Raw genomic sequence first — 19,523 nt, forward strand, 5'->3', positions numbered from 1 at the left:
GTCAGTTCGAACCCTTCTTCTTGGACTTCTTGTCGCCGGCCTTCTCCTGGCCGTCCTGCCCGTCCTCCCGCGTCCCGTTCTCCTGGCCCGCGCCGCGGAAGCCGCGCTGGAGCGCGCTGGCGACGGCCTCGACGCGGGCCGGGTGGGACTTCACGCTGCCGTTGAGGAGGCCGCTGAAACCGGTGAGACGGCCGGTGCCGGCGTAGGCGCACAGCTCGACCTCGTGGGTGCCGCCCGGTTCGAAGCGGACGGAGAGGCCGGCCGGGATGTTGAGGTGCATGCCGAGGGCGCTGTTGCGGTCGAAGTCGAGGGCGGAGTTGGCCTCGAAGAAGTGGTAGTGGGACCCGACCTGGACCGCCCGGTCGCCGGTGTTGCGGACGGTGAGCCTGACGGTCCGCCGGCCGGCGTTGACCTCGATGTCGCCGTCTCCGTACTGGTACCGCGGGGGGAGTGTCATCGGGGACTCCTGAGGGAGAGGTGGACGTGCGGGGGCGCGGCGGCGCCGTGGCCGTGCTGGCCGTGACCGCCACCGCCGTGGCTGTGCGTGCGGCCATCGCTGTGGGTGTGGGGGTAGGCGTGGGCATGGTCTTCGCCGTGGCTGTGGCTGTGGCTGTGGTCGTGGGCGTGGCCGTGGTCCCCGCCGTGGCTGTGGGCATAGCCGTGGGCATGGTCGGCGAGGAGGCCGCGGGCGAGGCCGTCGTCGCCGTGGAGTTCCCACTGTCGCCATGCCTCGCGCACGCGGGCCTCGAGTACTCCCGCGACGGCGGAGGCGGCAAGCAGCGGCCCCGCGACCGCGCAGGGCCCGGCGGGAGCCGGCGGCGCGACCCAGGCGGCCGGGAGCAGGGTGACGTGTTCCGCGCCGAGTGCGCGGCAGCGGCGGACTCCTTCGGCGGGGTCGGGATCGCCGCCGATCAGGGCGACCTCGACCGTTCGGTGCCGTCCGTACTGGCGGACCAGGCGGGCGGTCCTGAAGAGCTCCGCGTCTGCGAAGGGGTCGCCGGACGGCGCGGTGACCAGCAGCGCGTCGTCCGCCGCGATCCTCACGGCGGCCGCGCGCAGCCAGCCGACGAGGTGGTCGGCGGTGCCGAAGGATTCGGCCAGGACCAGTCCGGCCCGATCGTCCTCCGGCAGGGCCCGCAGTGTCCGGGCGGTGTCGGCGGTGAGGCCGGGGTCGCGGCCCAGGGTCATGGGTACCACGCATACCCGCTCGTCCCGCTCGCGCAGGGCGGCCACACAGCGGTACAGCTCGCGCCCCCGGGCCACCACCGTGACCCCGGCACCGAGCAGCGGTGTCAGCGCCCGGCCGCCGTCGCTCTCGTGTCCGCCGACGGCGACGACCCTCGCGTGCGGCACGGCGTCAGCCTCCGACCGGGTCGTGGCAGGAGACGAGCTTGTTGCCGTCGTCGAAGGTGGCCTCGACCTGGAGGAGCGGCAGCATCTCGCGGACGCCGTCCATCGTGTCGGTCTCACCGAGTACCTGCCGGCCCAGCTCCATGCAGTCGGCGACGCTCCTGCCGTCGCGGGCGCCTTCGAGGATGGCTTCCGTCACCAGGGCGACCGTCTCGCTGTAGTTGAGCTTCAGACCTCGTTCTCGGCGCTTCCGGGCCAGATCGGCGGCGACGTAGACGAGCAGCTTGTCGATCTCGCGGGGGGCCAGGTTCATGGGGAAGCCTTCCTCGGTGGCGGATGCGGTGGGGTGCGGGGGAAGGGTCAGCCGTCCTCCGCCCGGATGAGGCGCGGCAGCAGCGGCACGGCCGCCAGCAGCGCCCAGGTGGTGATGTTGAAGGGCCAGGTGAAGGTGTGGCTGCCGAACACCTCGAAGAACACGGAGAGCGAGGCGGTCAGTGCGGTGCTGGCCGCGGCGGCCAGCACCGCGTAGCCGTAGCTCCAGGGGTCCGGGCGCAGCAGCAGGACGCCGAAGGCGAGAGCGGTGAGCACGGCGTTGTAGCCGTAGATGCCCTGGCCGATCAGTGCGGCGGGCGCGCCGAGCGCCCAGGCGGTGAGGAGTCCGGTGGCGCTCCCGACCACGGTGAACAGGCCGACCTTCCAGCCCGCCAGGAAGAGGCCGACGAGCATGATCAGCCCGACGTACCAGGTGCCGGCGAAGAAGATCTGGCCGATGTTGGAGAAGAACCCCTGCCAGAGATCCGTCCATCTGACGACCGGTGAGGTGGGGCTGGCCGGGGTGACCGCGGTCGCGGGGGTTCCGTGCCAGACGCGCTCGAACGACGGCGCGCCGAGGACCATGACCAGCGAGACCAGGCAGAACGGGCCGGTGAACGCCTTCAGCCCGAACGGCGTGAGCAGGTGGTTGAGGGTGGCGGTGACCAGGGTGCACATCACGGCGGCGGCCATCGCCATGACATACGTCGAGGGGTGGTGGCCGAGGTACACCACCATGGCGATGGCCCCGAGCACGCCGCAGTAGGTCATCAGGCCCTGGGAGACCGTGTCGTCGGGGACGGCGAGCAACCGCGCGGTGAGCGTGGCCACCACGGCGCCGATGGTGGCGAAGAGCCCCATCTCCCAGCTCTCCACCCAGAGGGCGGCCAGGATCACGGCGGAGGTCCACACGCTCGCCTGGAAGTCCACCTGTCCCACACCGCGCAGCGCGCCGAGGGCCGCTCCCTTGAGTGCGTGCCTCGTCACGTGGCTCCTCCGCTGCGCCGATCGGGCTGTTGTCCCGGTGCGTGAGCGCTTCCGGGAAGTGACTTACCGTCACCCACCTAGGGTGAACTTATGGGACATCTCGGTAGGTTCCACCTGCATCCACACCCTGATCACACGAACGGCCCGCAGGTGCCGGTGATCGCCGCGGTGGCCGTCGGCGGTGCGGTGGGCGCCGCGCTGCGCTTCGGGGCGTCGAACGTGTGGCAGAACGGCAGTGACGCGCACGCGGTGTGGCGGACGGGGGCCGCCGCCTTCCCGTGGACCACCCTCCTGGTCAACGCCGTCGGCTGCTTCCTGATGGGCCTCCTGACAGTGGCGCTGAAAGAGCGCTTCACCAAAGCCCCCCACTGGCTGAACCCGCTGTTGGGAACCGGCGTGCTCGGCGGCTTCACCACGTTCTCGTCCTACACGGACGACGTACGCCGCCTGTTCGAGAACGACCAGCCCGGCTACGCACTGAGTTACCTCGTCCTGACCGTCGCCGCGGCCCTGGCGGGCGTGGTCCTGGGCGCGGCGCTGGCCCGTGCCGTCCTGACGGGACGTGGCGGGACGCACGGAACGACCGGGAGCCACCGATGAACCACCTGCTGCTCGTCCTCCTCGGCGGCGCCGCCGGCGCGGTCGCCCGGTATCTGATCGCGGCGGTGGCGCGCCGGCGGCTGAGCGGCGCGTTCCACTGGGGCACGTTCCTCGCCAACATGTCGGCTTGCCTGATTCTCGGGTTCCTGGTGGAGGCGGGCACCGAGGACGCGCTCGGCCCGGCCGGGCAGGCGCTGCTGGCGACGGGCTTCTGCGGCGCGCTTTCCACCTGGTCGACGTTCTCGCACGAGGTCATGGCCATGGCCGACGGGCGGCGGGCGGCCGGGGCGGCCGGTTATCTGCTGGTGACGGTGGTGGTGGGTCTGGGCCTGTCGTTCGCGGGCGCGGCCGTCGCCTCCGCCCTGTGGTGACCGGAGCGGTCACCCGCTCCGCCCGGCATCCGCGCCGGGCGCTGCCTCCGCTGGACCGGGCGCGGGGGGTCAGGGCGCTGTTCGCCTTCGGGCTGTCCGTCGGCCTGGTCACGGCGGGCGCGGGCATCCACAACGGCGTCTTCGCCGCGATGGGCTGCTACATCGACGCCTACGGCGCCCGCGATCCCTACGCCCGGCGGGGGCCGCTGCTCGCGGTGATGGGCGCGGGTTTCGCCGTCGCCTTCCTCGCCGGTTCGCTCGCCTCGGGACGGGTCTGGGCGATGGTGGCGGTCCTCTCGGCCTTCGCGGTCACCGCCACCTTGTTCGTGGAAACGCTGCACCTGAGCGGTCCGGGCAGTTACTTCGTGGTGCTGGTGGCCGCCCTGACCGCCTTCCTGCCGCCGGTGGGACTCACGGAGTCGGCGGTCCGGGCCGGTTTCCTGCTCCTGGGAGCGGGATTGTCCTGGCTGTCCGCCATGTCGGGGTGGCTCATGCGCCCGCACGCGCCGGAGGAAGGCGCGGTGGCGTCCGCCCTGCACTCCGTGGCGGCCTACGCCGAGGCGACCGCGCGGGCGACGGGCACGGCCGCGGAAGGCAACGACGGCAGCGGCGGCGACGAGGCCGGGGCCGCCCGGCGAAGGGCGTACCGGGCGGTCCACGGCGCCTGGTCCCTCGTGGAGGACGCCCGCCGGCGCCGCTCGACCGCGCCGGGGCCCCGGCTGTTGGTGCTGTACGCGCTGATACTCCGGCTGGAGCCGCTGCTCGACGCGGTGACCGACGCCGCCCGGCGCGGGAGCGGGGCGGCGGTGCCGCCGCAGTTGGCGCCGTCGCTGCGGGAGGCGGCGGCCGCGGTGAAGGCGGGGGAGGAGCCGGTGCGGTGGCCGAGCGGCGCGGAGGAAGTGGGCGGGGCCGTACTGCCTCCGCCGGTCGGGGGCGGCGCGCTCTCCTCCGAACTGCTGGACACCGCGCTGGCCCGGTGGCCGAGACCGTTGCCGCCGCGCCACACCTTGCGGACGGAACTGGCCCACCTGTTGTCGCGCGCCTCGCCCGCACCGGTCCTCGCCCTGCGGGTCGGCCTCGCCGTCGCGGTGGGCACGACGCTGGGCGCACTGCTGCCGGTCCTGCACCCGGCGTGGGTGGCCGTGGGGGCGGCGGCCGCGCTCCAGGGCGCCGGTCAGCAGCCGGTCAGGCGTTCATGGGGCCGGCTGACCGGCACGGTGGCCGGGGCCGGTCTCACCGCCGCCGTGTGCCACTTCCACGAGCCCGGTACGTGGGGCACGGTGGTGGCCGCGACCGTGGTGCACGCGGTGGCCCGCGCCGTACCGGTGAACGCGATGTTCACGCGCATGCTGCTGAACACACCGGTGGCCCTGCTGCTGGTGGCGGCCGTGCTGCCCCCGGACGAGACGCTGGAGGAACTCGCCCTGTACCGCATGCTCGACCTCGGCCTGGGACTGGCCGTGGGGCTGGCAGCGGCCGTACTGCTCCCCGGGGTGCCGGCGCGGCGGGTGTGCGCGGCGCTCGCCCGCGCCGTCTCCGCCGCCGGGACCGCACTGTCCGTACGGCTGGGCACGGGGACCGCCGACTCGGCCGCGGAGGGCGTCGCGTGGTGGCGGATGAAGGACCTCTGGACCATGCACGCCGCGGTGCCCGCCGAGGAACTCCGCAGCACCGGCACGGCGGACCGGTTGTGGCCGGCCGTGCTGGCGGTGCGCCGCCTGCTCGTGCCGCGCCTGCTGGGCGGCCCTCCCGCCGCTCCCGACCCGCAGGAGGGCGCGCGGATCAGCGCGTACGTGGACGGGCTGGCGTCCGCGGCCCGCGAAGGGCTTCCGGGTTCGCCGGAGGTCCGGTCGCTGCTCGACGGGAGGCCGCTTGCGGCGACGGCGGACGGCCGGTCGGCAGAGGTCCGCCACCGTCTGCGGGCCCTGCGGGACGCGCTGCGCGGCGACGGCTCCGGCCCGGACACCGGAAAGTGACGCACCCGGCCCGCCCGCACCGATCTCCCGACCGCGGTCGCTCGCCTGCCGCGCCCCGCATGCGTGCTCTCGCCTGCGGCGGCACAGTGGAGCTGCTGCTCACCTGCCGTCCGGCTGGAGGACCGATGCACGAGAAGCCACTCAGCGGGATCACCGGGAGAGTGCCTCACCGGCACGCGCGCCTCCGGCACGACCGCAAGGGCACCGGCCCCGACGGTTTCGGGCTGGACGAGGGCAAGGTCGAGGGCTTCGCGGCCGGCACGCTGACGTCCGAGGACGAGGCTCGCCTGGCGGAGGAGGTCGCCGCCCTCCTCCCGCTGAGCTGGTCCCTCTCGCCGCGTGCGGCGGAACGGCTGAGCCAGGTGGGCGAACGCGTCGGGGGCGGCCGCCGCGGGCTGCTGGAATGGCTGGACGCCCACCCGGGCGCGCCCCGCCTGACCGCGCGTCTGCTGGCGCTGGTGGACAACCTGGACCGCTTCAGCGAGAACACCGCCGTAGTCGATGCCCTGCGTGCTCACCGGGAGCGCACGTCGGCGCCCGCGGAGCTGCGCGACGTCCTGCCGCCGGAGACGAACGAGGAGTCGCTCGCCGACATCGCGCAGCGGATCGAGGAACTGCTCGGCGAGCATCGCGCACCGGACGCGACGCGCCTGGCTCTCGCGGCGACGGAGTGGCTGCGCGGCCTCGCCCAAGACGCTGCCCCGGACTCTGCGGAGGCCGCCAGGATGAGTGAACTGATGGCCCACCTGCACACCGACATCACCGCGGCGGACGCCGCGTCCTGACGCCCCGAACGCCCCGCCCGCCCGCGCCGCCCGCGTCACCCGTCCGACCTGCCGCGCTGGTCGCGGTGGCCGGTCGGTGGTGCGGTGGAAGCACGAAACGAGCCCGCCAGGGACGCCTGGGGCCGGGCCGTCGTTCAACGTTCCCAGGAGGTACTGGTGTCCACCCCCCGTCCGTCCGTGCCGGCCCTCCGCCCGGCCCGTCTCCTAGCCACCGCCGTCACGACCGGCGCCCTGTTCACCATCGCGGCCTGTTCGGGCTCCGGGGACGGGATCGGGGCGCAGACCGGCGCCGGCCCGGCCGAGCGGCCCGCCGCGGCGGCGGCCACCGCCCCCGGCTCCCCCTCGCCGTCACCGTCCTCCGGCCTGACCGCGGAGGGCGCGCGCCGGGCACTGATCACCGAGGCGGACATCGAGGACGCCTGGACGCGGGTGGACGCCGGCACCGCGCGGTCCTGGCGGGACAAGATGCTGGTCGGCGAGGTCGACGCCGCGCAGTTCCTGACGGGGAAGTCGGACGTGGCCGACTGCCAGCGGCTGGTCGACTCGCTTTTCGATGAGACGCTGCTGGGCAAGGCGTCCGGCGCCTCGGCGCTCACCGGTTTCGAGGAGGGCGACTCACGCCTGCTGTACCAGGTCACCGCCTACGACCGGTCCGGCCTCGACGCGTCGCTGAACTGGCTGAAGACACTGCCCCAGAAGTGCGACAGCTTCACCCTCACCGGTGACCGGGGCGGCGACCGCACCGTCGAGGTGGTGGAGGCCGGACTGCCCGCCGAGGGCGACGCGCGCCAGGGTCTGACGGTGACGGTGAAGGGCGAGGAGGGCGGCGAGCCGGTCACTCTCACCCTGGCCGTGGCGGTGGTGCGGGTCGGCACCGACGCGATCACCGTCACACAGGGCGGGCTGAACGGTGCCAGTGAGAGCACCACCGCGTCAGCGGTGCGGGAGGGCACCCAGCGGCTGAAGGAGGTCCTCGCCGGCCGCACTCCCTCACCGGACCCGTCGGTCGACGAGTGACCGTCCGCCACCGGGTGTGGGCCGCCTTGCGGCCACCGGTCTGCGGGGCCGCGTCGACCGGCGGTGGACGCCGGGCCGCAGGCAGCGGGCGGCTCGGCGGCCCCTCGGGCAGGGCCTCGGGAGGTGTAGCGCATCCGTCGACGCGGACCGGGCACTCCGACCGGATGGCGAGCGGTGACTTCCTCGCGGAAGTCGGTCAGTTCCCGGTGCAGCGCGCCGTCGGACGGACGCAGGGTGAGTGGGACCGCGAGAACCACGTCCGGCGATGGGTCGGCCAGCAGGCGGAACAGCCGACCCGAGCCACCAGGATCGGTGTTGCCCTCAGCAAAGTCGATCTCTCAAGAGCACTCCGGCCGCCCACCGGGCTGCCACGCGTGCGCACGGGAGGCATCCAGGTCTCGTTGCTCCCCACCGCCTCGTCGGGATATGCCTGAAGCCAGATCCTCAACCGCACAGGCCCCAGAAACGCGGCGTCGCCGGCATGGGGAACGTCGATCACGTGGGCCATGGCAGCCTCACGCCTCGTCGAAGGCATCGAGCAGGCGCTCGTACGCCGGCTTCGGCCGCAGGGCCGCGTCCCACGGCAGGGAATCGGCCGTGCGCGGAGGATAGATCTTGGTGTCGGCGGTGGAACCGTACCGGTCGGTGAATCCCCATGTGGAGAACGATGTGCAGTTCGGCTCCTCCAGGCAGACCCGCAGCTTGCCCGCCATCTCATCAGCCTGGGTCTGCCGCCCGTCCTCCTCGTCCTCACCTATGGGGACGTCCATCTCCGACACCCGCGCCTGGACCCCGAGCTGCGCCAGATCCCGCACATGGCTGCGGAAGGTCTCCGGGTCGATGCGGTCGCCGGGTGCGTACTCATGGTTCTGGAAACCCACGCCGTCGATCGGTACGCCGCGTTCCTTGAGCCGCTTGACCAGGTCGTAAAGGGCGTCCCACCGCTCGCCTTCCTCCTCGACCCCGTACTCGTTGAGGAACAGCCGTGCCTTCGGATCGGCCCGGTGGGCGGCCCTGAACGCCTCGTCGATGTACTCCTCGCCCATGGCCTCGAACCACGGGCTCTGTTCGGAGCGCAGACCGAGATCCCCGTTGGTGTAGCTCTCCTCGTCGTCGGACATGGGCTCGTTGACCACATCCCATTCCGCGACCTTTCCCTTGAAGTGCCCGGCGACCATGGCGATGTGCCGGAGCATGGTCCGGCGCACCTCCTCGGGGTCGTCGTTCTCCCGCATCCAGTTGGGCAGAGCCTCGTGCCAGACGAGGGTGTGCGCGTGCACCTTCATGTCGTTTGCGCGGGCGAAGCGCACGAGCAGGTCCGCGTCGCGGAAGTCGTAGACGCCCCGGCGTGGGTGGAGGAACTGTGACTTGAACGCGTTCTCCGGAGTGAGCATGGAGAACTGGCTCCCCGCGAGCGCCCGGTAGCGTGTGTCGGTGAGCAGCGGGTTCTCGGCCAGGGCGGTGCCGATGTCGAACGGCCGCTCCACGTCTGCGGCCCGCGCACGCAGCGAGTCGTCGGACTGCTCCTGGCGAAGCCGCGGAGCCTTGATCACGCGGAGCGAGTCACCGCTCTCCGCCCGTGCGTTCAGCTCCGTCAGACGCCATCCCTCGCGGCGCTCGTCCTCGCCCGTGTCCGCCTCCAGACCGAACCAGACAGTGCCCTCGGCGAACACCCCTGGGTCCTGCACGGTTCCCAGCCGCCGCCCGTCGGCCGTCACGCGGAAGGTGTCACCGATGCTCGACACGGCGAGCGTCACCGTCCCGGAGCAGCCGCAGTCGAAGTCCTTGGAGGTGGCCGGCTCATCGCCCTCGCCGTCCCATATCTGTACCTTCACTTGTCCGTCAGCGGTCACGCCGACGCGGAGTGAGGGCCGCTCCTGCCGCCACTCGTCGTAGATGACCGGTACCCGTCCGTACAGCCGCAGCCATGAGTCGCCGTCATCGTCACCCACACCGGACATGCGCGCGGTGACGGTGAAGTCGCCATCGGACCGGAGATGCGGGCCGGCCAGGTTCAGCGGGGGGTTGGGCTGGCCGCCGGAGGCGTCCTGCTCCACGATGTGCCGATCCAATGCGCTGACCCGCAGGATGCCGTCCCGCGCGGTGGTGCCCGGCATCTGCGTCCAGTCGTGGTTCCGCAGCAGGTCTTCGTCGTTTCCGCCGCCCGCGCCTTCGCCCTGCCCCGTACACCCGGCCGCCACCGCCATGACGAGCACCACGGCGGTCAGTCGCTGCCATGTCCCCCCACCAAGGTCCACGGTTCCTCCCACTCTCCTGTTTCGAGACAAGATCAACGTTTCGAAACCGGGCCACAGTTCATCACAGATGAGGTACGGCGGCCTTGTGAATGTGCGCTCTGCCACCCAACGCCTCGGCCGTACGACGAACCCCTCCATATCGTCGGTCCGTTTGACGATCTCCGGAGTGAGGGCGAGCTTTTGCCGGCACCAGTCGACCAGGCCGCCGGTGTAGCCGCCGTCGGCCCAGACCAGGTGAGGTGCCACGGTGCAGTCGGCGCAGCCGGCGCAGTCGGCGCAGTCGCACCAGAAGGCCCGCCGCGGCGTCCCGCACCGACTGCGCATCGATGTTCTCCGCCGTGGACTCGGCCTCACGGCCCCCGCGCTCACGGACCCGACCGCCCAGCCGGTCGTGGAACTCTGTGATCAGCCCATGCTTGCGCCAGCGGCGGAAGAAGGCGTAGACCCGGCTCCAATCAGGGAGGTCCGCGGGCATCCCGCCAGGAGCTCCCGCCCGCGATCAGGTAGCGGATCGCGTCCAGCATCTGGCGGTGGCAGTAGCCCTCGGGCTGTCCGCCCCGCCCCTGGAGCCATGCCGGCACTGGTAGTAATGGCCGGATGGCCGCCCACTCCGCGTCCGTCATGTCCGACGGATACCGGCGTACCCGATCAGGAAGGTCGGCCGCGTTGCCGTACACGTGCGCGAGACAAGCGCACGGCGGGGCAGGCGAGTTGAAGAAGACGGGCTCGGGAGCGTACAACAGCGACAACAAGGCCTCCGGAACCCGCTCGGAACGGGGTCGCACCCCCGAGCTCCCAGGAGGCCTTGCCTTCATGCACCGAACGCGACCAAGCCCTTGTTCGTCCCGCACGTTCCGAGATCGGTTGAGACGACGTCTGGCAACCAAGCAAGGAGTTCGAGATGGCCGTGCCATGGGCGCTGCTGATATCCACCACAGGTGGTGTTGCCGCCACCATCGTGGGCGTCGTCGCCGGCGCTGTCGTTGGGCGGCGCAGCGAGAATCGGAAGTGGCTTCGAGAGACACAGACGTCCGCCTATGAGAGGTTCCTGCAGGCTTTCGGCGCCGTCGAGATGGAGCTGCGTGAGGCGTTCCTGGAACGGCGCAGACCTGCGGTCGCATGGGGACCGTTCAATGCCGCGATCCAGTCGCTGAGCTTGGTGGCGAATCCCGAGACGGCCGCAGCAGCTCTCCGGCTCTGCGATGTCATCGAGGATTTCACTATTCTCTTCCACGATCGTCAGCCAGCGGATCTAGAGGAGCTCCGACCGATCCACACCGCTTTGCACGAGGGGCACTTGACGTTCGTCAATGCGGCCCGACGTTCACTCCATCCCTCGCAGGAACGTCTCGCCCAGGCACTCGGCGGTCCGTCGCCCTGGCGTGGTGTCGCCTTCGTGGGCCAAAGCGACGGCGCAGACACGACTGAATAGCGCAATATGTCTCTTCGTCGGTGCTTCTCCGGGGTGAGGACTGGGAAGTCACTCAACGGGACCCCTGTTCGACCTGCACCTTCCAAGATCGGTTGAGAAACGTCTGCTTACACCGCCGGGAGGCGAGAGGTGAAGGCAGAGATGAGGTCCGCTGTCTCGTTGGGGCGTTCCAGAGCGATCAGGTGCCCGGTATCGGGGAACTGGACGAGCTCGGCGTTGGGCAGTGTGCTTGCCAGGTATTCGGCGATCTGCTGGAAGTCGCCGACGTCGCTGGTGCCGATACCGACCACGGCGGGCACGACAATTTTTGCCAGGTCCTCGTCGGCGGCGAGGTCGAGGTCTTCTTCGTACTCCTCAGCGTATTCCTGATTCGTCAGGGCCACCCGCATGGATTCCCGGACGGCCTCGGCATGCTCCCTCAGCGTGCCGTCCCAGGCCCTGCCGGAGCCACGAATCCACATATCCATGTTGACCTGAACCGCAGCGTCGAGATCACCGGCCCCCAGGGCCGCTTCCTCCGCCTCGGCATAGCGCTCCATGGCCTCGGACCAGTCATGACCGGGCCGAGGAGGCGCGAGCAATACCAGCCCCCGCACCCGCCCGGGACGCAGAACCGCCGCCTCCAACGCCACCTTGCCCCCGTACGAGGCACCCACCAGCACAGCCTCCTCCACCCCGCAGGCGTCCATGACCGCGAAAAGGTCATCGACATGCCGGAAAGGCTGCGTGGCCGGCGAGGACTCACCAAAACCCCGGAGGTCATAGCGCACCACCCGGTGACCATGCCCCAGAACCCCTGCAACCCCGTCCCACACCTGGTGATCAGTGACACCGGCATGGATCAGCACCACTGCGCCCTCGCCCACGCCGTCCTGCTGAACCCGCAGATTCCCACCAGAAACTTCAATACGTGTACTCGTCACACTTCTCCCTGTACAGAAGACCGACCCCATGCAATACGCCCCTTGGGCAACGCATGGTTCCTTGCATGTGCCGGGATCAGAAACAGACTCTCGCCTTGCCGTTCTACCTCGGCGAGCGGGTTGGCTGTGTGTGGAGGACTTGCTCGCCTACGAACTATCGGGGCAGTCAGTCTCGGTCCAGGTCGCGACGAGATCACGGCAGACGATGGTGAGCGAGCCGTTCCCGAACGCGATCTCGTGGCTGCAACCGTTCTGGTCGGGCAGGACTTCGTCGAGGATCACGGTCCCAAGGTCTGCCCAGTCGTTGTCCTCGATGCCTGCGACGTCGAAGCGGGAGACGCCTGCATAGCGGATGACCAGGTCTTCGTCGTGCTTCCAGCAGTTGTGCCGGAACTGGATCTCCATCTGCTGGTCATCAGCTCGGACAGTGCGGATGTATTGGACCTCCAGGTCCTTCACACACCGCTTGCTGTAGAAGTCGTAGTGCCCTGGGGCAGTCGCGAAGCCCCGGGCTCCGACTGGTAGATCGTCAGCCAGCGAGGGCAGACGCTCCAGGTATCGAGCAGGGGATATGACGCCTGACAGGTTGCCGACCTGTGCGTCCAGGTTGATGTACTGCATCGTCCTTCGTCCCCGCTCGTTGCTCCGGCAGCGAACGAATCGTCGCACGATCACCAGACTGCCGGCCCAGAGATTCACACTGCTGTACTGGGTTCTGAGCTGCGTCGGGGTTTGGTGCCGACCTTGTGGTGTGCGGGGCGTGTGCAGGACTCGCTGGCGGCGAGGACTCGTCCGACGACGAATTCACCAGAGGCGAGCTGCTCCCTCGGATTCCGATCTGGTGGGGAGATGCGAGGGAGGTCGTGGTGACGGGGCCGCTGGAGTGGAGAGCGATGACATTCCGAGTCGACGGACCCGACGGCGTCCGCGGCGAGTGCGATGCCCGTTCGTGCCGTGCGGCCACCGTCTCGTAACGCGGCCGGGGTCATGCCAGGGGGATGCTGGCGTGGACGCGTTTGCCGCCCGGTACGCGTTCCGCTCGGAACCGTGAGCACAGGGCCGTCACGATTTCGATGCCGTGGCCCCCGATGCGGTGGGGGTCGCGGGGCAGGCGTGCGGGGAGCTGGGCGCTGGTGTCCCAGACGGTCACCTCCACTTCGTGTTTGGTGCAGGTGAGGTCGAGCAGCCGGGGACCGCCGTCGTGGCGTGCGGCGTTGGTGATCAGTTCACTGACGACGAGCATGATGTCGCCGGCAGTCCGGTCCGACAGCACGCCGGTGTGGCGGGAGATGTCCGCCAGGAAGTCGCAGGTCAGATCGCGGGCGACCCCGATGCTGTCGGAAGCGTCGTCGTAGTCGGCACGCCGGTGCAGCACGAGACCGGGACCGGCGGGCAGAGGAGCGTCGATAAAGGGATGGTCGCTCATCGGCGTCTCCTCGCCCGTCTCGTCCGGAGTGTGTGATCACTGTCAAGCACGTGTACCCAGCAAGGGCTGCTTTGCTCCTCGGGAGCGAGAGACTCCAGAGCGAAGGTGTCCTCGCACGGTTCGCCGGCCTCCGGGCCGGGCAGAGCGGGGACCGGGACGACGATGCGTTCGGCGGCGTCGACGAGCAGGACCCGCTTGCCGAGCCCGGTCGATCACGCCGTGCGCCCAGTCGACATGGTCATCATCCGTCTCCCGGGCTGAGGCATGGGCCGGCAGGGGTGTCCGGGGGTAGGACGGGGTTCGGTCCTGTCGGTATGGGACTGTGCTGCTCAGGGAACTGTCTAATGTATTAACAATTAATCCGTGGCGTTACCACGATGCCGACGTCATTCGCTGGCGCGTCGAAGGCGGCGCAGGCGAGGATCTGGTGCGAGACCTCGCCGATGTCCGGTCCATCATCGAGCCTGCTGCCGCCCACCGTGCCGTCCCTGCACAGGACCGACGCCGACCTCGACGCGCTGGAGGCGGCACTGGGCCTCATGGCGCGATCTCCTGGCGAAGGCGGTCGAAGACTTGGATCAGGTCGCCGGGTGGGCGGACGGCGCCGCGGATCACGGGTTCTCCCGGGCCCGCTGATTCGGTGCCGGTCCGACGCGCCGCCGCCGGTCACCGGGGCGGCGCGTTCCCCGTCTGTGGTCGGCGCCTCGCCGGGGCATCTTGGCCCCACCTGTTAGTTCGTACTTAGCATCTACCGGGAGGCGACCAGCGCCGCCGAGCACACCTGTCCTGTCCGCGCCGCAGCCTTCGGAGCCGCTCATGCCGTCCATGTATCCGCCGCCTTCCGGGGCTGGGCTCCGTTTCGACGGGCACGTCGCCGTGGTCACGGGCGCGGCCGAGGGGATCGGTGCGGTTGTGGCCCGGCGGTTCGCCGACGAGGGGGCCCGCGTCCTCGTCGCCTTCATCGACGCAGCGGAAGGGGAGCGCACGGCCCGCGCCATCCGGGACGCCGGCGGGGAGGCGATGTTCCACCGGACCGACGTGAGCGACGAAGGGTCCTGGAGCGTGGCGCTGGACGCCGTTCGCGGCGCCTGCGGCCCCGTCTCCGTTCTCGTCTCCCGTGCCTACGCCGTGCGTGCCGCCCCCGCCCACGACACCACACTTGACCAGTGGAACCAGCGCTCGGTGTCACTGACCGGCGCCTTCCTCGGCTTCCGCGCCCCCGGACTTCCTCATCCAGGAGCAGAGCATAGGCATCCACTGCAACGCGGGCGCCGGTCCGCTGGACCACCTGCTCGACACCACGCCCGCTGCGGTTCCACGACGGCCACCTGCTGCGCACCACGGCCCCGGGCCTCGGTGCCGAGGTGGACGGGAAGGCGGTCCGCGCCGCCGACGACACCGTCGCGGACTGGCACAACCCGCTGTGGCGGCACACCGACGGCTCCTTCGCCGAATGGCGACGCCCACCCGACCCCGACCCTCATGGATGTGAACATGAACGACCCCCACACCCACGCCACCGACAGCTTCTCCGCCGTGCTGCGGCGCACCCGGCTCGCCGCCATCGTGCGCGGCCCGGACGCCGACGCCGCGCTGCGCACCGTCCTGGCCCTGCTCGACGAGGGCGTGTCCCTCGTCGAGGTCTCGCTCAACACCGCCGACGCGCTCGGTGTCATCCGCCGGGCCGTCGCCGAGGCCGGCCCCACGGCCCTGATCGGCGCGGGCACCGTGCTGACCGAGGACGATGTCGCCCGCGCCCGGGAGGCCGGCGCGAGCTGGATCGTGACCCCCGCGCTCACGGAGTCCGTGGCCGCGTCGGTCCGCGCCGGACTGCCGGTCCTGGCGGGCGCCCTCACCCCGACCGAGGCCGTCGCCGCCCGGCGTGCCGGAGCCGACGCCGTCAAGCTGTTCCCCGCCTCGATCGGCGGCCCCGCCTACCTCAAGGCGCTCCGCGATCCGTTCCCCGACCTGCCCTTCGTACCGGTCGGCGGGGTGGACCTGACCGGCGCCGAACAGTACCTGGCCCACGGAGCCGTCGCGGTCGGCGTCGGCTCGCCGCTGGTGGGCGACGCCGCGCACGGCGGCGACCTGGAGGCCCTGCGCGAACGCGCCCGCCGCTTCGTCGCGCTCTGCGCCGGTGACACCGCTGGAGGACGGGCATGAGCGTCACTCCGGACACCGAACAGGCCACCGACGTCCTCACGTTCGGCGAGACCATGCTCGCCGCGCGACTGCCCGGACCGCTCGCGGTCGGCGCCGAGGCCCGCACCACCATCGCCGGTGCCGAGTCCAACGTGGCCATCGGCCTGGCCCGACTTGGCCACCGGGCCGCCTGGGCCGGCCTGGTCGGCGACGACGAACCCGGCCGGCTGATCCTGCGTACGCTGCGCGGCGAAGGCGTCGACATCTCCCACGCCGGCCTACGCCCCGACGCGCCGACCGGCGGCATGCTCCGGGAACGGCGCGTCGCCGACCTGGTCCGCGTCCACTACTGGCGCCGCCACTCCGCAGCTTCCCTGCTCACCCCGGCCGACCTCGCCCCCGCCCTGGACGCCGGCGCCCGGCTCCTGCACCTGACCGGCATCACCTGCGCCCTGGGCCCCGGCCCGCTGGAGGCGGTGCGCGAGGCCGCCGCCCACGCACACGCCCGCGGCTGGACCGTCGCCCTGGACGTCAACCACCGACAGCGCCTGTGGACGGCCGAGGACGCGGGCAGGGCACTGCTTCCGCTGCTGGCGCACGTCACCGTCCTGATCGCCTCCGACGACGAACTCCCCGTCGTCACCGGCGCCTTCACCAAGCAGCCGCAGGGGGAGGAGGCCGCCGTCGAGGCGCTGCTGGCGGCCGGGGTACGGGAAGTGGTCGTCAAGCGCGGGGGAGAGGGGGCCGCCCGACACGGCCGGGACGGCTCCCGGCACACGGTCCCGGCCCTGCGGGTGCCCGTACGGGACACGGTGGGGGCGGGCGACGCGTTCTGCGCCGGCTACCTCTCCGGACTGCTCGACGGACTGCCGCCGGACGGACGCCTCGAACGCGCCAACACCCTCGGCGCGTTCGCCGTCGCCTCGGACGGCGACTGGGAGGGACTGCCCCGCCGCGACGAACTGGATCTGCTCGCCGCCGCCCCGGGCACCACCATCCGCTGACCCGTCACCGACCATCAGGAGCACCTCACCATGACCGATCCGATGCCCCTGGGCGCACCGGACCGCCTGGAACTCGGCGAGGGCATCCGCTGGGCCGACGGCCGGCTCGTCTGCGTCGACATCCTCACCGGCCGCCCGCTCACCCGTGCCCCCTGCCCTGACCGGGCATCTGCCGATGGGCAGTTCCGACACCGCGCCGCACGGTCATGGGCGAGTTCCCTTTCAGCCGCTGTCCGGCCGCCGAGCGGCGCGAGGAACTCCTCAAGACGAAGGCGGGCGGCATCGACCTGGTCGCCACCACAGCGACTTCTGGACCAACCCCGGGTCGCAGATAAGGCCCACGGACTGGGCCGGCTACTCGCAGAGCCGGCTGGAAAAGGCGATCTACGACTACACGGCCCAGTCCGTCCGGCGATGCGGACCGCGGGCGTGACCCTCGAGTACGTGTCCATCGGCAACGAGATCAACAACGCCCTCGCCGACGTGAGCCGCTGGACCAGCCCGGCCGACTACTGCGCGCTGCTTGCGTCCGCGTCGAAGGCGGTACGCGACACCTCCCCGACCAGTCGATCGCGTCCCTGGCGAACTTCGCGAGCTGGGTGGGCTCGACGAGCGGGAAACCGGTCATGGCGATGGGGACCGGCTACCCGTGGACGACCAAGGCGAACGGCGCGAGCGAGACGACTCTGATCGCGGATCAGCCCGTGATTCTCCGTCCAGGCCCGCGCCCCCGCCGGGACGGTGGCCGGGTCCCGAGGCCCGACCCGGGCTACGACGTCGTACGAGATCGCCTGGAGCGTCGCCCCCCGCGGGAACGATGCCGCCCTCGCCCGGGACGCGGTCGAGTCCGGCCGCGCGAAGGGCGGGCACCAGGCCGGGACGAGCCCCGGCAACGATCATTCGAGCGTGCCGCCGCTGGAGTTGAAGGCGCGTACGGGACCGGGCGGGGCTGTGCGTGCCTGGACTCTATGGGGTGTGTCTCTCGAGGTAGATGGAGGTGAACACGGCGACCTTGGCGCGCAGGGCCCAGGGGTCGAAGGGCTTGCTGATGTAGTCGACGGCGCCGGCCGCGTATCCGCGGGCGGAGTGTTCGGAGTCCACGCCCATGGCGGTCAGGAAGATGATGGGGACGTCCCGGGTCCGGGGCCGGCGCTTGATGTGAGCGCAGGTCTCGTATCCATCCATCTCCGGCATCTGCACGTCCATGATGATGACCGCGAAGTCGTCGTGGTCGAGCAAGGCCTTGAGCGCTTCCTGGCCGGAGGAGACGGTCACGAGTTCCTGGTCGAGTGTCGCGAGCACCGCGGTCATGGCGAGCAGGTTGTCCGGCTGGTCGTCCACGACGAGGATCTTGGGCATGCTCCGTGGCACGGTGGACAACCCGGCGGCCGTGGTTGCCTGCTCAACGGCGGCCAGTTGACGTTCGAGCAGATCGCAGCGGCCCTCCGCAGCGGCACGTTGAGCCTGCGCCTCCCGAAGGTCCGCTCCGAGCCGCTCGACTTCCTGCTGGAGTTCGTTGCGTTCGGCGATGAGGTCGGAGACGTCCGGGTGCGCCGATGCCAGCTCGTCCGCCCGCTTCTGGGCCGCGATGTGGTCGGCCTTCAGATGGTTCAGCCGTGTCTCGAGGTCGGCGATGCGCTGCGTCCGGTCGAGCAACGCGTCGCCCAAGACGTCACCGCGGACGCTGGATCGCCGGGAGACCCGGTCAGCGTCGGCCAGTTGCTGCTCCAAAATCTCCACCGCGTGCTTGGGCGAGGACGCGGCGTCCACTGCCGTTCCGTACAGGCCGCGCACCAGTTCAATGGCCTCAGTGGTGACCGCCGTCCCGCGGTACTCGGCTACGTCCGCGAAAAGGTCGCTGATCACTTGCCAGGGAGGTAACCGGGTGCCGTTCAGGTAGCGCGAGACCGTGCCCGGGTCGAGCCTGCGCCGCGCCGCATACCGCCGAACGGAGACCTGCAGGCCTTCGAACAGTTCCCGCAAGGCCTGGGCGAGTGCGCGTGAGGCGTCGTTGAGGTCGTCTCCCAGAGGCCGCAGCTCAGCCATTGCTCTCTCCCTCTCCGACGCCGCAGGGGCTCGAAGGCCCCGGGGACCGGATCGCGGTGGCGTCGGAGTCGATGAGACGGTTGAAGAACGGGACCGCCACCCCCGCTGCGGCGAGCCCCGTGAGCAGGCTGCGCGGCACGTTCTCCCCCGCCAGTGCCGTCAGCCCGCCGGCCGCCGCGCCGGCCAGCATGGCGAGGAGGAACACCAGCGTCGATCTCAGCGACAGCAGAGGACGGTCCACCACGGACTCCGTTCGTTCAACCCAGATTAGGGGCATGGGACTTGTCACCCTCCCAGCGGATCGCGGAAGGGGGGATCGATCCAGAATGAACGAACCTCAGGGTGTTGCAGCCCGCGATCGGGAAAAGAGGGCGCTGCAGCGTTCGGCTGCAACGTCCCTCCACTCCGTACGCTGGATGTACTTGCTGGTCAGGAAGCTGGTGTATCGCACGTTGCCGGGTGTTGCTCTGCAACGCTGCTGAGATCCTGCAACGCAGCGGGGGGGGGCTCGACTTCACCCGGACGGTGACCGGTGCCGCATCCGATCGCGAACCGGCAGAAGCCGCATACTCGGCGCGTCTTCTCCGGTCCCGGCTGCGGCCGTCGACGAGCCGGGAAGGTGGCGGCGTCGCCGGAATGGTGGGCAGTGGGCCGTGCGCGGTCGTAGTCTGGTGGCGGTGCGGCGCCGTTCCCCCGTCGGTGCCGCACCGTCCAGTCACCGCCGAAGGATCTCGTCCGGGGTCGGGTCGGGGCGAGCCCGGTGCGGGCGCACGAGGTTGCGCCGCTGGCTGGCGGCGTCACGGAGACGTCGGCTTGCCCGGCGCGGTTTCGGGGCGTTCCTGGCCGGGCAGGCCGGAGGGCGCAGTGAAGATCTAGGCGGATCAGCCGCAATCG

19 protein-coding genes and 3 pseudogenes are annotated in these 19,523 nt (G+C 71.0%); 11 read left to right on the forward strand and 11 right to left on the reverse strand.

Going from position 1 to position 19,523, the window contains the following annotated elements; translation table 11 throughout:
• Position 1: 1 nt before the first annotated feature.
• The 4 genes from ACFY32_RS28460 to ACFY32_RS28475 are packed head-to-tail and all read right to left on the reverse strand — an operon-like array spanning position 2 to position 2,649.
• Entirely contained in the window at positions 2 to 457 is a 456-nt protein-coding gene (locus ACFY32_RS28460; protein ID WP_390675686.1) for an urease subunit beta, read from the reverse strand.
• The gene (locus tag ACFY32_RS28465; RefSeq protein ID WP_390675687.1) at positions 454 to 1,353 is read right to left on the reverse strand and encodes a sirohydrochlorin chelatase; all 900 of its coding nucleotides are present in this window, start codon (positions 1,351 to 1,353) and stop codon (positions 454 to 456) included. Before ACFY32_RS28465 ends, ACFY32_RS28460 begins: the two co-directional genes overlap by 4 nt.
• 4 nt (positions 1,354 to 1,357) lie before the next feature.
• Positions 1,358 to 1,663 carry an urease subunit gamma gene (locus tag ACFY32_RS28470; protein ID WP_390675688.1) on the reverse strand — a complete coding sequence of 102 codons (306 nt, stop codon included), beginning with the start codon at positions 1,661 to 1,663 and terminating at the stop codon, positions 1,358 to 1,360.
• Between the two features lie 47 nt (positions 1,664 to 1,710).
• A complete protein-coding gene (locus tag ACFY32_RS28475; RefSeq protein ID WP_390675689.1) occupies positions 1,711 to 2,649 on the reverse strand; it encodes an urea transporter in 939 nt (312 codons plus the stop codon).
• Positions 2,650 to 2,739: 90 nt separating this feature from the next.
• Here ACFY32_RS28475 and crcB point away from each other — a divergent pair, with 90 nt between their 5' ends.
• The 5 genes from crcB (at position 2,740) to ACFY32_RS28500 (ending at position 7,398) form a co-directional block, all read left to right on the forward strand.
• The gene (gene crcB / locus ACFY32_RS28480) at positions 2,740 to 3,249 is read left to right on the forward strand and encodes a fluoride efflux transporter CrcB (protein WP_390675691.1); all 510 of its coding nucleotides are present in this window, start codon (positions 2,740 to 2,742) and stop codon (positions 3,247 to 3,249) included.
• Complete coding sequence (locus ACFY32_RS28485; RefSeq protein ID WP_390675692.1) at positions 3,246 to 3,620, forward strand: fluoride efflux transporter FluC; 375 nt, start codon at positions 3,246 to 3,248, stop codon at positions 3,618 to 3,620. Before crcB ends, ACFY32_RS28485 begins: the two co-directional genes overlap by 4 nt.
• Positions 3,614 to 5,596 (forward strand): FUSC family protein, encoded by a 1,983-nt coding sequence (locus ACFY32_RS28490; RefSeq protein WP_390675693.1) that lies wholly within the window; start codon positions 3,614 to 3,616, stop codon positions 5,594 to 5,596. Before ACFY32_RS28485 ends, ACFY32_RS28490 begins: the two co-directional genes overlap by 7 nt.
• Before the next feature lie 125 nt (positions 5,597 to 5,721).
• Positions 5,722 to 6,381: a hypothetical protein gene (locus tag ACFY32_RS28495; RefSeq protein WP_390675695.1), complete on the forward strand. Its 660-nt coding sequence runs from the start codon at positions 5,722 to 5,724 to the stop codon at positions 6,379 to 6,381.
• 156 nt (positions 6,382 to 6,537) lie between these two features.
• Positions 6,538 to 7,398: a hypothetical protein gene (locus tag ACFY32_RS28500; protein WP_390675696.1), complete on the forward strand. Its 861-nt coding sequence runs from the start codon at positions 6,538 to 6,540 to the stop codon at positions 7,396 to 7,398.
• Between the two features lie 515 nt (positions 7,399 to 7,913).
• On the opposite strand, the gene ACFY32_RS28505 is transcribed toward ACFY32_RS28500, so the two are convergent.
• Both ACFY32_RS28505 and ACFY32_RS28510 read right to left on the reverse strand, forming a co-directional pair.
• Positions 7,914 to 9,656: an endo-1,4-beta-xylanase gene (locus tag ACFY32_RS28505; RefSeq protein ID WP_390675786.1), complete on the reverse strand. Its 1,743-nt coding sequence runs from the start codon at positions 9,654 to 9,656 to the stop codon at positions 7,914 to 7,916.
• A gap of 455 nt (positions 9,657 to 10,111) precedes the next feature.
• Positions 10,112 to 10,570, reverse strand: a complete 459-nt coding sequence (locus ACFY32_RS28510; RefSeq protein ID WP_390675697.1) for a transposase — start codon at positions 10,568 to 10,570, stop codon at positions 10,112 to 10,114.
• On the opposite strand from ACFY32_RS28510, the gene ACFY32_RS28515 reads away from it, so the two are divergent.
• Positions 10,558 to 11,088, forward strand: coding sequence for a hypothetical protein (locus ACFY32_RS28515; protein ID WP_390675698.1), 531 nt, complete (start codon positions 10,558 to 10,560; stop codon positions 11,086 to 11,088). The two genes, ACFY32_RS28510 and ACFY32_RS28515, sit on opposite strands and share 13 nt — an antisense overlap.
• 107 nt (positions 11,089 to 11,195) lie before the next feature.
• On the opposite strand, the gene ACFY32_RS28520 is transcribed toward ACFY32_RS28515, so the two are convergent.
• The 3 genes from ACFY32_RS28520 to ACFY32_RS28530 all read right to left on the reverse strand — a co-directional run bounded on the left by ACFY32_RS28520 (position 11,196) and on the right by ACFY32_RS28530 (position 13,437).
• The gene (locus tag ACFY32_RS28520; RefSeq protein ID WP_390675699.1) at positions 11,196 to 12,011 is read right to left on the reverse strand and encodes an alpha/beta fold hydrolase; all 816 of its coding nucleotides are present in this window, start codon (positions 12,009 to 12,011) and stop codon (positions 11,196 to 11,198) included.
• 147 nt (positions 12,012 to 12,158) lie between these two features.
• The gene (locus ACFY32_RS28525) at positions 12,159 to 12,632 is read right to left on the reverse strand and encodes a hypothetical protein (protein WP_390675700.1); all 474 of its coding nucleotides are present in this window, start codon (positions 12,630 to 12,632) and stop codon (positions 12,159 to 12,161) included.
• A 364-nt stretch (positions 12,633 to 12,996) separates the two neighbouring features.
• Complete coding sequence (locus ACFY32_RS28530; RefSeq protein ID WP_390675701.1) at positions 12,997 to 13,437, reverse strand: ATP-binding protein; 441 nt, start codon at positions 13,435 to 13,437, stop codon at positions 12,997 to 12,999.
• 825 nt (positions 13,438 to 14,262) lie between these two features.
• On the opposite strand from ACFY32_RS28530, the pseudogene ACFY32_RS28535 reads away from it, so the two are divergent.
• The 5 genes and pseudogenes from ACFY32_RS28535 to ACFY32_RS28555 all read left to right on the forward strand — a co-directional run.
• Positions 14,263 to 14,601 (forward strand): annotated as a pseudogene (locus ACFY32_RS28535) (SDR family NAD(P)-dependent oxidoreductase); the annotation flags it as partial.
• 43 nt (positions 14,602 to 14,644) lie between these two features.
• Positions 14,645 to 14,894, forward strand: a pseudogene (locus ACFY32_RS28540) (D-galactonate dehydratase); the annotation flags it as partial.
• A 37-nt stretch (positions 14,895 to 14,931) separates the two neighbouring features.
• Positions 14,932 to 15,600: a bifunctional 4-hydroxy-2-oxoglutarate aldolase/2-dehydro-3-deoxy-phosphogluconate aldolase gene (locus ACFY32_RS28545; RefSeq protein WP_390675702.1), complete on the forward strand. Its 669-nt coding sequence runs from the start codon at positions 14,932 to 14,934 to the stop codon at positions 15,598 to 15,600.
• Entirely contained in the window at positions 15,597 to 16,583 is a 987-nt protein-coding gene (locus tag ACFY32_RS28550) for a sugar kinase (protein ID WP_390675703.1), read from the forward strand. Before ACFY32_RS28545 ends, ACFY32_RS28550 begins: the two co-directional genes overlap by 4 nt.
• Positions 16,584 to 16,758: 175 nt before the next feature.
• Positions 16,759 to 17,273: pseudogene (locus ACFY32_RS28555) on the forward strand (glycosyl hydrolase 53 family protein).
• Positions 17,274 to 17,549: 276 nt separating this feature from the next.
• Here the strand turns inward: ACFY32_RS28555 and ACFY32_RS28560 are convergent.
• Together ACFY32_RS28560 and ACFY32_RS28565 are read right to left on the reverse strand one after the other, a co-directional pair.
• Complete coding sequence (locus tag ACFY32_RS28560) at positions 17,550 to 18,629, reverse strand: response regulator (RefSeq protein WP_390675704.1); 1,080 nt, start codon at positions 18,627 to 18,629, stop codon at positions 17,550 to 17,552.
• On the reverse strand, positions 18,622 to 18,870 hold the full coding sequence (locus ACFY32_RS28565) for a hypothetical protein (protein WP_390675706.1): 249 nt from the start codon (positions 18,868 to 18,870) through the stop codon (positions 18,622 to 18,624). The genes ACFY32_RS28560 and ACFY32_RS28565 overlap by 8 nt, the downstream gene beginning before the upstream one ends.
• Positions 18,871 to 19,523 lie beyond the last annotated feature (653 nt).

The organism is Streptomyces sp. NPDC000134 (assembly GCF_042899225.1).
Classification (GTDB): domain Bacteria; phylum Actinomycetota; class Actinomycetes; order Streptomycetales; family Streptomycetaceae; genus Streptomyces.

Bases quoted from the DNA above. Each gene is read 5' to 3' on its own strand.
- ACFY32_RS28460 (WP_390675686.1), bottom strand. From the start codon at position 457: ATGACACTCCCCCCGCGGTACCAGTACGGAGACGGCGACATCGAGGTC.
- ACFY32_RS28470 (WP_390675688.1), bottom strand. From the start codon at position 1,663: ATGAACCTGGCCCCCCGCGAGATCGACAAGCTGCTCGTCTACGTCGCC.
- crcB (WP_390675691.1), top strand. From the start codon at position 2,740: ATGGGACATCTCGGTAGGTTCCACCTGCATCCACACCCTGATCACACG.
- ACFY32_RS28485 (WP_390675692.1), top strand. From the start codon at position 3,246: ATGAACCACCTGCTGCTCGTCCTCCTCGGCGGCGCCGCCGGCGCGGTC.
- ACFY32_RS28495 (WP_390675695.1), top strand. From the start codon at position 5,722: ATGCACGAGAAGCCACTCAGCGGGATCACCGGGAGAGTGCCTCACCGG.
- ACFY32_RS28515 (WP_390675698.1), top strand. From the start codon at position 10,558: ATGGCCGTGCCATGGGCGCTGCTGATATCCACCACAGGTGGTGTTGCC.
- ACFY32_RS28510 (WP_390675697.1), bottom strand. From the start codon at position 10,570: ATGGCACGGCCATCTCGAACTCCTTGCTTGGTTGCCAGACGTCGTCTC.
- ACFY32_RS28525 (WP_390675700.1), bottom strand. From the start codon at position 12,632: ATGCAGTACATCAACCTGGACGCACAGGTCGGCAACCTGTCAGGCGTC.
- ACFY32_RS28530 (WP_390675701.1), bottom strand. From the start codon at position 13,437: ATGAGCGACCATCCCTTTATCGACGCTCCTCTGCCCGCCGGTCCCGGT.
- ACFY32_RS28545 (WP_390675702.1), top strand. From the start codon at position 14,932: ATGAACGACCCCCACACCCACGCCACCGACAGCTTCTCCGCCGTGCTG.
- ACFY32_RS28550 (WP_390675703.1), top strand. From the start codon at position 15,597: ATGAGCGTCACTCCGGACACCGAACAGGCCACCGACGTCCTCACGTTC.
- ACFY32_RS28560 (WP_390675704.1), bottom strand. From the start codon at position 18,629: ATGGCTGAGCTGCGGCCTCTGGGAGACGACCTCAACGACGCCTCACGC.